The sequence below is a fragment of the Neorhizobium populisoli genome (assembly GCF_019430945.1).
In the GTDB taxonomy this organism is placed as follows: domain Bacteria; phylum Pseudomonadota; class Alphaproteobacteria; order Rhizobiales; family Rhizobiaceae; genus Neorhizobium; species Neorhizobium populisoli.
The window spans coordinates 553,448-566,279 of record NZ_JAHYCB010000001.1; the positions used below are offsets into that span (position 1 = coordinate 553,448).

Annotated in this window: 12 protein-coding genes; 9 read left to right on the forward strand and 3 right to left on the reverse strand. The window is 60.7% G+C overall.

All coding sequences use genetic code 11. The annotated features are described in order from the left end of the window. Together plsY and dprA are read left to right on the forward strand one after the other, a co-directional pair. Positions 1–618: a glycerol-3-phosphate 1-O-acyltransferase PlsY gene (gene plsY / locus KX729_RS02765; RefSeq protein WP_219740895.1), complete on the forward strand. Its 618-nt coding sequence runs from the start codon at positions 1–3 to the stop codon at positions 616–618. Between the two features lie 4 nt (positions 619–622). After that, positions 623–1,765 carry a DNA-processing protein DprA gene (gene dprA, locus KX729_RS02770; RefSeq protein WP_219740896.1) on the forward strand — a complete coding sequence of 381 codons (1,143 nt, stop codon included), beginning with the start codon at positions 623–625 and terminating at the stop codon, positions 1,763–1,765. Here dprA and KX729_RS33440 read toward each other — a convergent pair. Then, positions 1,718–1,951, reverse strand: coding sequence for a hypothetical protein (locus tag KX729_RS33440; protein WP_246617352.1), 234 nt, complete (start codon positions 1,949–1,951; stop codon positions 1,718–1,720). The genes dprA and KX729_RS33440 overlap by 48 nt on opposite strands. A 245-nt stretch (positions 1,952–2,196) precedes the next feature. Between KX729_RS33440 and topA the strand changes: the two genes are divergently transcribed. From topA to rpmG, 6 genes are all read left to right on the forward strand, one after another. Further along, on the forward strand, positions 2,197–4,881 hold the full coding sequence (gene topA / locus KX729_RS02775; RefSeq protein ID WP_219740897.1) for a type I DNA topoisomerase: 2,685 nt from the start codon (positions 2,197–2,199) through the stop codon (positions 4,879–4,881). After that, entirely contained in the window at positions 4,878–7,226 is a 2,349-nt protein-coding gene (gene rnr / locus KX729_RS02780) for a ribonuclease R (protein ID WP_219740898.1), read from the forward strand. The genes topA and rnr overlap by 4 nt, the downstream gene beginning before the upstream one ends. A 2-nt stretch (positions 7,227–7,228) precedes the next feature. After that, positions 7,229–7,717, forward strand: a complete 489-nt coding sequence (locus KX729_RS02785; RefSeq protein ID WP_219740899.1) for a DUF983 domain-containing protein — start codon at positions 7,229–7,231, stop codon at positions 7,715–7,717. A 32-nt stretch (positions 7,718–7,749) separates the two neighbouring features. Next, positions 7,750–8,403, forward strand: coding sequence for an NUDIX hydrolase (locus KX729_RS02790; protein ID WP_246617394.1), 654 nt, complete (start codon positions 7,750–7,752; stop codon positions 8,401–8,403). Between the two features lie 10 nt (positions 8,404–8,413). Continuing rightward, positions 8,414–9,601, forward strand: a complete 1,188-nt coding sequence (locus tag KX729_RS02795) for an MFS transporter (protein WP_219740901.1) — start codon at positions 8,414–8,416, stop codon at positions 9,599–9,601. Between the two features lie 90 nt (positions 9,602–9,691). Beyond that, the gene (gene rpmG / locus KX729_RS02800; protein ID WP_003547442.1) at positions 9,692–9,859 is read left to right on the forward strand and encodes a 50S ribosomal protein L33; all 168 of its coding nucleotides are present in this window, start codon (positions 9,692–9,694) and stop codon (positions 9,857–9,859) included. A gap of 785 nt (positions 9,860–10,644) precedes the next feature. On the opposite strand, the gene KX729_RS02805 is transcribed toward rpmG, so the two are convergent. Beyond that, positions 10,645–12,015, reverse strand: a complete 1,371-nt coding sequence (locus KX729_RS02805) for a PleD family two-component system response regulator (RefSeq protein WP_219740902.1) — start codon at positions 12,013–12,015, stop codon at positions 10,645–10,647. A 15-nt stretch (positions 12,016–12,030) separates the two neighbouring features. Further along, on the reverse strand, positions 12,031–12,402 hold the full coding sequence (locus KX729_RS02810) for a response regulator (protein WP_085423079.1): 372 nt from the start codon (positions 12,400–12,402) through the stop codon (positions 12,031–12,033). Positions 12,403–12,534: 132 nt separating this feature from the next. On the opposite strand from KX729_RS02810, the gene KX729_RS02815 reads away from it, so the two are divergent. Continuing rightward, on the forward strand, positions 12,535–12,831 hold the full coding sequence (locus KX729_RS02815) for a DUF3572 domain-containing protein (protein WP_219740903.1): 297 nt from the start codon (positions 12,535–12,537) through the stop codon (positions 12,829–12,831). Position 12,832 lies beyond the last annotated feature (1 nt).

The window sequence follows — 12,832 nt, forward strand, 5'->3', positions numbered from 1 at the left end:
ATGACCGATCTTTTCAACTGGCAGATCACCCTGCCCATCGCGGCGGCCGCGCTGATCCTCGGCTACCTGCTGGGCTCGATCCCCTTCGGCCTGCTTCTGACCCGTGCGGCCGGCCTCGGCGATATCCGTTCGATCGGCTCCGGAAACATCGGTGCGACCAACGTGCTGCGCACCGGCAACAAGAAGCTCGCCGCGGCAACCTTGCTTCTCGATGCGCTGAAAGCGACCGCAGCGGCCGCGATTGGCTGGTATTTCTTCGGCAAGGAAGCCGGGCTTCTGGCCGGCTTTGCGGCCTTCATGGGCCATCTTTTCCCGATCTGGCTGGGGTTCAAAGGCGGCAAGGGTGTGGCGACCTATATCGGCACCCTGCTCGGCATCGCGCCGGCCATGGTTCTGGTGTTCGCCTTCGTCTGGCTCACCATCGCCAAGCTCAGCAAATATTCGTCGCTCTCCGCCCTGGTTGCAACGCTTGTCATCCCGGTTGTGCTGTGGTTCATAGGTGAGCCGAAGATCTCGATCGTCATGGCCGTCATGACGCTGATCTCCTGGTACAAGCACAAGACTAATATCGAACGGCTGATCGCCGGCACGGAAGGCAAGATCGGCCAAAAGGGATAAGGACATGCCGGACGGCAGCGCAAGACGAACGGGAATTGCGCTGACGGAAAGGCAAAGGATCGCCTGGCTAAGGCTGATCCGCTCCGACAATGTCGGCCCGGCAACCTTCCGCGATCTCATCAATCATTGCGGCACGGCGGAAAATGCGATTGCGGCCCTGCCGGAGCTTTCGGCCCGCGGCGGCGCAATGCGGGCGATCCGGATTGCCTCCGAAGCCGAAGCAGAACGGGAACTGGAAGCCGCCCAAAGGCACGGCGCGCGCTTCATCGGCATCGGCGAACCGGATTATCCGCAGGCGCTACGGCAGATCGACGGCGCCCCTCCGCTTCTCGCCGCCAAGGGAAATCTCGACGCCACCGCTCATCCGTCCGTCGGGATCGTCGGCTCCCGCAACGCCTCCATCGCCGGAGCGAAATTCGCCGCGATGATCGCCCGCGATTGTGGCCGGGCGGGCTATACGATCACTTCCGGCCTTGCCCGCGGCATCGATACGGCAGCCCATCGCGCCAGCCTTGAGGCTGGCACGATCGCCGTGCTGGCCGGCGGGCTCGACCAGCCCTATCCGCCGGAAAACATTCCCCTGCTGGAAGAGATTACCGATGGCGCGGGCCTGGCCGTCAGCGAAATGCCGTTCGGCTGGGAGCCGCGGGCTCGTGACTTCCCTCGCCGCAATCGTCTGATTTCCGGCATATCGCTGGGTGTCGTCGTGGTGGAGGCCGCCGAGCGCTCCGGCTCACTGATCACGGCCCGGCTTGCGACCGAAACCGGGCGGCTGGTCTTTGCCGTACCGGGCTCACCGCTCGACCCGCGGTGCCACGGGACCAATGGCCTGTTGAAACAGGGCGCGATCGTTACGACCGGCTCGGCGGATGTGATCGAGGCGCTGGCGCCGCTTTCGCAACTGGACCTGTTTTCGGGATCAGTGGTGGAAGAGCCGGAAAAGATTGCCGACATGCTGCCGCCCGATGACGACGATCGGGCAAGGCTTGTATCGGCGCTTGGCCCCACTCCTGTCGAGGTGGACGACATCATCCGGCATACCGGCCTGCCGCCCTCCTCCGTCTATCTCATCCTGCTGGAACTCGATCTCGCGGGAAGATTACACCGACACGCTGGTGGGCTTGTCTCGCTCTCGATGCAGGAGTGAGCGGGGACGCCGGCCCGCCTGGACGTCGCCCGCCTCCACATAGGCCATCTCGATCAGGTAGCAGAGCATATCCGCCCCTTCCCCTAAGGCGACCTGCCGGAGCTCTCCCAGCATCTGTCTTATATACGCGATATTTTCCCTGTTCGGGTCGTCCCGTCGGCCATTCAGTTCGTTATAAGAAACCATGTCCCCGTTCCCGCGTGAAGGCACGTTAAGTCCAATTAAATTCACTTTTTATGGTTGATTTGGACCATAGTGCATTTATTTAGAATTGCAACCAATTGCAGAACCTCTTGAAGTTGAGCGGTTTTGTTCCCCATATTTGACCGTCGCCTCTTGACCACGGCGCAAGAGCCCTCCATGTCGGAAAGTCAAGATTTTCGCCTGGGCCGCCGCGGTTCCGGGCAAAGCCTCTATTCCAGAGAAGCAAGATGAATGTTGTTGTTGTAGAATCTCCAGCCAAAGCCAAGACTATCAATAAGTATCTCGGCTCCGGTTTTAAGGTTCTCGCCTCTTTCGGCCATGTGCGCGATCTTCCCGCCAAGGACGGCTCGGTACTTCCCGACCAGGACTTCGAAATGCTGTGGGAGGTCGATCCCGCGTCGCAGAAGCGTATGAAGGACATTGCCGACGCCCTGAAGGGTTCCGATGGCCTGTTCCTCGCGACCGACCCGGATCGCGAAGGCGAAGCCATTTCCTGGCACGTGCTCGACCTGCTGAAGAAAAAGAAGTTGATCGGTGACAAGCCGGTCAAGCGCGTCGTGTTCAACGCGATCACCAAAAAGGCCGTGCTCGACGCGATGGCCAATCCGCGCGATATCGACGTGCCGCTGGTCGATGCCTATCTGGCACGCCGCGCATTGGACTATCTCGTCGGCTTCAATCTCTCGCCGGTCCTGTGGCGCAAGCTGCCGGGTGCGCGATCTGCCGGCCGCGTGCAATCGGTGGCGCTGCGCCTCGTCTGCGACCGCGAGTCGGAAATCGAGCGGTTCGTTTCGGAAGAATACTGGAACCTGTCGGCGCTGCTGCGCACTCCGCGCGGCGACGAGTTCGAAGCCAAGCTGGTTTCCGCAGACGGCAAGCGCCTGCAGGGTCGCTCGGTCAAGACCGGCGAGGAAGCCAACCGGCTGAAGGCGCTGCTCGACGGCGCCGCCTATACGGTCGACACGGTCGAGGCAAAGCCGGTCAAGCGCAATCCGGGCCCTCCGTTCACCACCTCGACATTGCAGCAGGCCGCATCGTCGAATATCGGCTTCAACGCGTCGCGCACCATGCAGGTGGCGCAGAAGCTTTATGAAGGTGTCGATATCGGCGGCGAAACCGTCGGTCTCATTACCTACATGCGTACCGACGGCGTACAGATGGCGCCGGAAGCGATCGAAGCGGCGCGCGCCGCCATCGTCGATCAGTTCGGCAACCGCTACCTGCCGGAAAAGGCCCGCTTCTATTCCACCAAAGCGAAAAACGCCCAGGAAGCCCACGAAGCGATCCGCCCGACCGATTTCAACCGCACCCCGGACCAGGTGAGGAAGTTCCTCGATTCCGACCAGGCGCGTCTTTACGAACTGATTTGGAAGCGCGGCATTGCCAGCCAGATGGCATCGGCCGAAATCGAGCGCACCACGGTCGAAATCCTGGCCGACAACAATGGCCAGAAGGCCGGCCTGCGTGCCGTCGGTTCCGTCGTTCGTTTCGACGGCTTCCTCGGCGCCTATGTCGACAGCCGCGAAGATACCGACAAGTCGGATGACGACGAGGAAGATGGTCGCCTGCCGCCGATCAATGCGCGTGAAAAGCTCGACAAGAATAAAGTGAATGCCAGCCAGCACTTCACCGAGCCGCCGCCGCGTTATTCGGAAGCCTCGCTGATCAAGAAGATGGAAGAACTCGGCATCGGCCGTCCTTCCACCTATGCCGCGACGCTGAAGACGCTGTCCGACCGTGAATATGTCACGATGGACAAGCGTAAGCTGATCCCGCATTCCAAGGGCCGGCTGGTCACGGCTTTTCTCGAAAGCTTCTTCACGAAATACGTGGAATACGATTTCACGGCCGATCTCGAGGAAAAGCTCGACAAGATTTCGGCGGGCGAACTCGACTGGAAGCAGGTTCTGCGCGAATTCTGGCAGGATTTTTTCGGCCAGATCGAAGACACCAAGGAACTGCGCGTCACCAACGTGCTTGACGCCCTGAACGAGGCACTGGCGCCGCTCGTCTTCCCGAAGCGAGAAGACGGTTCGGACCCGCGTATCTGCCAGGTCTGCGGCACCGGCAACCTGTCGCTCAAGCTCGGCAAATACGGCGCCTTTGTCGGCTGCTCGAACTACCCGGAATGCAACTACACCCGTCAGCTTTCCTCTGAAGGCGGCGCCGAAGCCGACGCGAACGGCCTCAACGAGCCGAAGGCGCTCGGTGCCGATCCGCATACCGGCGAGGAACTGACGCTGCGTTCGGGCCGTTTCGGACCTTATATCCAGCGCGGAGAAGGCAAGGAAGCCAAGCGCTCGTCGCTGCCCAAGGGCTGGAAGCCGGAAGATATCGACCACGAGAAGGCTTTGGCGCTGATCAACCTGCCGCGCGATGTGGGCCAGCACCCGGAATCGGGCAAGATGGTCTCTGCCGGGCTTGGACGGTATGGACCCTTCCTGCTGCATGACGGCAGCTATGCCAATCTCGAAAGTATCGAGGATGTGTTCTCGATCGGTCTCAATCGCGCCGTGACCGTGATCGCCGAAAAGAAGGCGGCGGTGGCGGCCGGCGGCGGGCGCACACGCGGCACACCGGCGGCGCTGAAGGAACTCGGCGATCACCCGGATGGCGGCGCGATCACCGTGCGCGACGGCAAATACGGCCCCTATGTCAACTGGGGCAAGGTCAACGCGACCCTGCCGAAGGGCCTCGACCCGCAATCCGTGACGATGGAACAGGCGATGGCCTTCATCATCGAAAAGGGCGGCAAGGCGGCACCGGCCAAGGGGAAGGCAAAGCCAGCCAAGAAGGCGGCGGCGAAGGCCGAGGGCGACACGAAAAAGTCACCCGCCAAGGCTAAGACGACGGCCGCGAAAAAAGCACCCGCAAAGAAAGCGGCCCCGAAGGCGAAGAAGACGGAAACGTGAGAGAACCACGCGACAGATCGAGACCATCGGATCGGCGCCCGGACAGAGCCGGGCGCGACAAGGCCAATTCCAGCGAAAAGCCGGTGATCATCCATGGCGCCGTTCCGCCGCGCGAAGTGTTGCTGGAATTCATTTCCGACAATCCGGACAAGGCTTCCAAGCGTGAAATCGCCAAGGCTTTTGGCCTGAAAGGCGAGACCCGCGTCGAGCTGAAAGATCTGTTGCGCACACTCGAAGACGACGGCCTTCTCAAGAAGGACCGCAAATCGCTCAGCCGTCCGGGCGCCCTGCCGCCGGTGACGGTGCTCGACATCACCACCCGCGACAAGGACGGAGAACTGATCGGCCGGCCTACGGAATGGCCGGAAGAACAAGGCGCGGCACCGGCTGTGCTGATCCGCCAGTCTTCCGAGAGCCGCGGTAAGGGCAAAGCGCCTGCCGTCGGCCTCAACGACCGCATCCTCGCGAAGATCTTTCCGAACAAGGATCGCAGCGGCCCGGCCTATACCGCCCGCGTCATCAAGATCATCGACAAGCGCCGCGGCGCCTCGCTCGGCGTCGTCCACAAGCTTGCCGATGGCGAACTTCGCCTGCTGCCGATCGACCGGCGCGGTGAGGAAATGGTGATCGAGCATGATGGCATCGGCGATGCCAAGGATGGCGATCTGGTCGAGTCGGAAGTCGTGCGCTCTGGCCGTTTCGGCCTGCCGCGTGCCCGCGTTCTGACGGTTGTCGGTTCGGTGGGCTCGGAAAGGGCGATCTCGATGATTGCCATCTATGCTCACGGCATTCCCCACATCTTCCCGAAGCAAGTGATGGATGAGGCAGCCGACGCCAAGCCCGCCAGCATGTCGAAGCGCGAAGACTGGCGCGACGTGCCGCTGATCACCATCGATCCGGCCGACGCCAAGGACCATGACGACGCGGTCTATGCCGAGCTCGACCCCTCGCCCGACAATCCGGACGGCGTGATCGTCACCGTGGCGATCGCCGACGTCTCCTGGTATATCCGGCCGAATTCGGCGCTCGACCGCGAGGCGCTGAAGCGTGGCAACTCAGTCTATTTCCCGGATCGCGTCGTGCCGATGCTGCCGGAGCGGATTTCCAACGATCTCTGCTCGTTGCGCGAAGGCGAAGACCGGCCGGCGCTCGCCGTGCGCATGACCTTTTCGAAGGAAGGCCGCAAGGCAGGCCATACCTTCCATCGCATCATGATGAAGAGTGCCGCCAAACTCTCCTATCAGCAGGCTCAGGCGGCGATCGACGGCAAGCCGGACGACAAGTCGGGGCCGTTGCTCGACACGATCCTGAAGCCGCTCTGGCATGCCTATGGCGTGCTGAAGCGCGGCCGCGACCGTCGCCAGCCGCTCGAACTCGACATGCCGGAGCGCAAGATTCTTCTGAAGCCCGACGGCACGGTCGATCGCGTGCATGTGCCAGAGCGGCTCGACGCGCACAAGCTCATCGAAGAGATGATGATCCAGGCGAACGTCGCCGCGGCGGAAACGCTGGAGAAGAAAAAGCAGACGCTGATCTACCGCATCCATGACGGCCCGTCGCTTGCCAAACAGGAGACGCTGCGCGAATTCCTGGCCACATTGGGCATTCCCATGGCCAAGGGCGGCCAGATGCGCTCCAACTCCTTCAATGGCATCCTGTCGAAGGCGGAAGGCACTGCCCATCAGGTGATGGTCAACGAGATGGTGCTGCGCTCCCAGAGCCAGGCGATCTACAGCCCGGACAATATCGGCCATTTCGGCCTCAACCTGATGAAATATGCGCATTTCACCTCACCGATCCGCCGTTATGCCGACTTGATCGTGCATCGTGCGCTGGTTGGTTCGCTGGGGCTCGGCGAAGGTGGCATCACGCCAGACGAGGAAGCGCAGCTCGACGATATTTCGGCGGAAATCTCGACCTTCGAGCGGCGTGCGATGGCGGCCGAGCGCGATACGATCAACCGGCTGATCGCGCACCATCTTTCGGAAAAGATCGGCGAGGAATTCGAAGGCCGCGTGTCCGGTGTGACCAAGGCGGGACTTTTTGTCTCGCTGCCGACCTATGGTGCGGACGGATTCATCCCTATATCCACGCTCGGCAACGACTACTTCATCTACGACGAGGCGCATCAGGCGCTTTCGGGTGAGAAGTCGGGTCTCGGTTATCAGATCGGCGATTCGGTCGATGTCCGGCTCAAGGCGGCCATACCGCTCGCCGGCTCTCTGACATTCGAGATGCTGAGCGAAGGCAAGAAGCTGCCGACTGCGACTCGCTCGTTCCACAAATCGGGGCGGCGCGGCCGCCCGACGCCAGGAACACGGCCTCCCAGAGGTCGAAGGAGATAGGAATGCAGGGCCAGGGGCAAAGTCAGGTTGAGGGCAACGGCGACACGGTGGTTCGGTTCGGCGGCGACGCGAAAACCGAACGCCCTCTCGGCCGCTCGATCAAGCGCGGCATGCTTTGCCGCTGCCCGAACTGCGGTGAAGGCCGCCTGTTTCGCGCCTTCCTGAAGCCGGTCGATACCTGCGCCGTTTGTGGCGAGGAGATATTCCACCAGCGCGCTGACGACCTGCCGGCTTATCTCGTCATCGTCGTCGTCGGCCACGTGCTGATGACCGGCTATATGCTGACCGACATGGTGCTGCGCGTCTCGCCCTGGGTTCATCTCGCCATCTGGGTGCCGCTTGCGGTGCTGGCGGCACTTGTGACCATCCAGCCGATCAAGGGCGGCGTGATCGGCCTGCAATGGGCCTATCGCATGCACGGTTTCAGTGGCCATGAGGACGACGCCATCGAGCCGATCGCCAAGCCGCGCCAGAACGAGCCGACGGCATGACGTCCTCTGAAGAGGAACACGTCCCGTCCGCCATGGACGCGCTGAAGCACGCCCGCATTGCCGGCGTGAAGCCTAAGGACGCAGCTTCTCTGATACTGATCGACCGATCCGGCGGCGGCCCCCGTGTTCTGGTCGGAAAGCGCGGCAGCGCGCATGTGTTCATGCCGGATGTCTATGTCTTTCCGGGTGGGCGGCGCGATCCCAAGGACTACGCCCTGCCCTTCGCCGCCGATCTCGACCCGCAAGTGACGGAAAAGCTTCTCGCCGGCGGGTCGGCGCGTATGGGACACAGCCGCGCCCGCGCACTGGCCCTGACCGCGCTACGCGAGCTTCGTGAAGAGACCGGCCTGTCGATCGCAGACGGCGCCCCCAACCTTTCCCGTCTTCGCTACGTTGCGCGGGCGATTACGCCACCTGGCAACGTTCGCCGCTTCGATACCCGGTTCTTCCTGGCGTTTCTGGACGAAACAGGCTTCGACGTAAACCATCTGACCGATTCTAACGAGCTTCAGGACCTCCGCTGGCTTGACATCCAGGGCCTTTCCAGTCTGAAACTCCCGGCCATTACCAAGACGGTACTGGAGGATGTCAGGGGCCTGATGGACACCGATCCCGCCCTGCCGTTCGGAAGCCCTGTCAACTTCTACTTCATGCGTCGTGGACAGTTCGTCCGCAGCCGACTGTAAGGAACATTGAATGCCTCAGCCGACGACCGACGCCAACGGTCATGTGGAGCATATCCATTGGCCGTCGCTGATCGCCGCCATATCCGCCATCAGCGCCGTTGGCATCGCCATCGGCCTGGGCCTGCCGCTGCTGAGCATCATCCTTGAGAACAAGCTCAAGGTTTCCTCGACGCTGATCGGCCTCAATGCCGCCATGGCAGGCGTCGCTTCGATGATCGCCGCTCCCATCACCACCAAGCTTGCGCATGACTTTGGCGTGGCGCAGGTCATGATGGCGGCGGTGGTGATCGCCGCGGCAAGCGCCATGGGTTTCTATTACGCAGACCAGTTCTGGATGTGGTTCCCGCTGCGCTTCACCTTCCACGGCGCCACCACAACGCTGTTCATTCTGTCGGAATTCTGGATCAACGAAGCCGCGCCGCCGAGGCGCCGGGGGCTGGTGCTCGGGATCTACGCAACCGTGCTGGCCATCGGCTTCGCCGTCGGCCCATTGATTTTCTCGGCGCTGGGCAGCGAGGGCATCTATCCGTTCCTGACCGGTGCGGCGATCATCATGCTGGCGGTCATCCCGATCTTCATTGCGCGACACGAGAGCCCGGTTATCGACACCAAGCCGGATCGCCACTTCTTCCACTACATATTCCTGGTCCCGACAGCCACCGCCGCCGTCTTCGCCTTTGGCGCCGTTTCGTCCGGCGGGCTGTCGCTGTTTCCGATCTACGCGCTGCGTGAGCAGCTCAGCGAAGCACAGGCAGCGGTTCTGCTGACGGTGATGGGAATCGGCAACATGGCCTTCCAGATCCCGCTCGGCCTCTATTCCGACCGCCTGAAGGACCGACGACCGCTTCTGGCCGCGATGGCCGTGCTCGGCGTGCTTGGCTCGCTCGCGCTGCCCTACCTGATCGATCACTGGATCATGATGGCGGTTATCCTGTTTTTCTGGGGCGGCTGCGTCTCGGGCCTTTATACGGTCGGCCTGGCGCATCTCGGCGCGCGGCTGAGCGGTCCCGACCTGGCGGCGGCCAATGCGGCCTTCATCTTCTGCTATGCGGTCGGCACTGTTGCCGGTCCGCAGAGCATCGGTGCGGCCATGGATGTGGGCGGAAATGACGGTTACGCCTGGGCTCTGGCCGGTTTCTTCGGCTTTTACGTGGTAGTTTCCCTTTGCCGGGTAATTTTCCGATCAAAACGAGGTTGACTTTTCGGGCGTGATTTGTAATTTCGCGCCACGTTTCGCCGTGGGCCCCACCGCGTTCACGGCTTTCATTTTTCTTAGAGGCAGAACACCATGGCGAAAGCTACGACCATCAAGATCAAGCTGCTGTCGACGGCTGACACCGGTTTCTTCTACGTCACCACGAAGAACAGCCGCACGATGACCGACAAGATGACCAAGACCAAGTACGATCCGGTCGCGAAGAAGCATGTCGAGTTCAAGGAAACCAAGATCAAGTAAGACTTGATCGACAGGTTTTGTCGGAAGGCGCCGCCCGACTGGGTCCGGCGCCTTTTTATTTGGTTATTTTTAAGGTGTCCTGTGATCCAAAATGGGACATAGTGCGTAGAAACAAAAAAGCGCCGCTCCAGAGCTTCTGAAGCGGCGCTTTCAAATGGGGGTCGACCAGCCTGCAATCACGGCACGAGGAACCGCTTTGGTATGCCTGCCAGTCGACCGACCCCACGACCCAGGAGATGCGGCGGACCTGAGCATCATGGGGTATCGGCGTCCCTCTCGGGAACCTTTTGTTTGCTGAGGTCAAAATTGCGCAAAACGGGAAGAAAATCAACAGATTCTTAATCCCATACCGCATGACCTTCGGTTATTGGTTAAAATTCGCATCGACAAACGGCATTTGACGACTTTTCTTTGATCTAAATCAAAAGATGTTCTTAGGTTACGGTACTTTTTATTTCGCTTAAACACTCAGAAACGCTTTGCAAGCCTGAAGCATATCTTGGTGGAAGGCCGTCTCTAATCTCAAGCCATGCAAAAACATCAATGCTAAAATCATCAGCTATTCTGTAGACTGCGCATAATCGCCGCGCGCTGATACATTCGATTTTTCTTGAATGCGCTGCGGCAAGAGATTTTCGCCCGCATTATTCACGAAAACTCTTCCCTTACTTCGCACCCGCAAAAAGTTGTCGGCAACCAAAAATGGCCACCTGCAAACGGCGTTATCCACAACTGAACCGGTAAAATTGACCGGCGATCTATTATTTTAGAATTAAATGATTCTCTTACGCAGCAGCGGCCACGACCCGGTTTCGGCCGTTATTCTTCGCTTCGTAGAGCGCGCGGTCAGCCTGCTTCAGAAGCTGCTCCGGCGTTTCGGCGCCTGACGTGTTGCAGGAGATCCCGAGCGACGCCGTGATGTTCAGCATCTTGCCCGCCGTCTTCAAATGAAACGGGAAGCTTTCAACGATGCCACGCAGCCGTTCGGCAATGGCGGCCGCGGCCGCAGCATCCGTATCCGGCATGACGACGACGAATTCTTCGCCACCATACCGGCATGCGAGATCCGCTCCCCGCACCGTGGAGCGGATGCGGGCGGCAAATTCCTTCAGCACTTCGTCACCGGCATCATGGCCATAGGTATCGTTGACCGATTTGAAGCGGTCGATATCCGTGATGCAGAGCGAGAGCGGACGGCCGCGGGCAGCGGCGCGGTTGAACAGAACCTTCAGATGGTTGTCGAGATAACGGCGATTGTTGAGACCGGTCAGGCCATCCGTCACCGCAAGCTCGATCGTCTGGCGCACGCTGGTGCGCAGGCGGTCGTTATAACGCTTGCGCTTGATCTGGGTCAGCACGCGCGCCACCAGTTCATTGGGATCGATCGGGCGGACGATATAATCGTTCACCCCGAGATCGAGCGCCCGGACGATGATTTCGTCGGCTCCCATTTCCGTCACCAGCAGCAGCGGAAGGAAGCGGGTGCGCTCCAGAGAACGCAGCTGCGAGCATAGCCGGAGCGGATCGTAGTCCTCGAAATTGGCATTGACGATCACAAGGTCGACCGGGTTTTCCGCAGCCTCGAAAAGCGCGGCCTGCGGGTCCGACATGGCAATGACTTCGGCAACCGGCTTCAGCGCCTTTATGATGCGCTCCTGCGAGCTTGCGCGGCCGTCGACCAGCAAGACCTGGGAAGTCTCGTCACGGCCGTCCAGCCCCTTCAGGATGTCTTCCAGGGCGATATTGTTGGCGGTGTCGGCACGAATGCGCAATTCGTCGCTCAGCGTCTTCAGCCGCACGAGGCTTTTGACGCGGGAGATGAGCTGCAGGTCGTTGACCGGCTTCGTCAGAAAGTCGTCGGCACCAGCCTTTAGGCCGCGCACGCGATCGGAAGGCCGGTCGAGCGCGGTTACCATGACGACCGGGATATGGGCGGTTCGCGGATTGGCCTTCAGCCGCTCGCAGACCTCGAAACCATCGATACCAGGCATCATGATGTCGAGCAGGATCAGATCGACATGCGTATTGTCGCAGATCGCCAGCGCCTTGTAGCCGTCATCGGCCGTCAACACGTCGAAATATTCGGCCAGAAGCCGCGCTTCGAGCAGCTTCACGTTGGCCGGGATATCGTCGACTACAAGGATACGCGCCGTCATGCCGCCCCTTTAACCTCACGCATCGCCGAGATAGGTCTTGATGGTTTCGATGAATTTCGGCACCGAGATCGGCTTGGAAACATAAGCCTCGCAGCCGCCCTGGCGGATACGCTCCTCGTCGCCCTTCATCGCAAAAGCCGTCACCGCGATCACCGGAATGATGTGCAGTTCGTCGTCTTCCTTCAGCCACTTGGTGACTTCGAGGCCGGAGACCTCGGGAAGCTGGATATCCATGAGGATGAGGTCGGGACGATGCTTGCGCGCGAGATCAAGCGCTTCCATGCCGTTGCGGGTCTGGATGGTATCGTATCCCGATGCTTCGATCAGGTCGCGGAAGAGCTTCATGTTCAGCTCGTTGTCCTCGACGATCATGACCCGTTTGGGCATGGTGATGCGTTCCTTAAATCCCGCCTTGCAAGCGTGCCTTCAGTCTATAAGCTCCCGGAACAGTCGATTCCAAGGAGCCCCTCTCAGGCAGGGTAAGGCTATTTGGTTGAAGAAAAGGTAACTTGACGGACAATGCGGCGCGAACCGACAAATCTCGCAGGCAATGCGGCTCATGCGGAAGAAACGGCCGGCGCCATTCTGGGCTGGCTGGCGAACGAACCCGACATGTTCGGACGCTTCCTGGCTCTCTCAGGTGTCCAGCCGAACCAGCTTCGGACCGCGGTGAACGATCCGGGCTTTCTGGCCGGCATGATCGACTTCCTGATGGAGCATGAACCCACTCTGCTCGCCTTCTGCGAAGCGACGGGCACAAAGCCGGAAGCCGTGGCTGCGGCTTCGCGCCATTATTCCGGCCCCGTCGACTATTAAG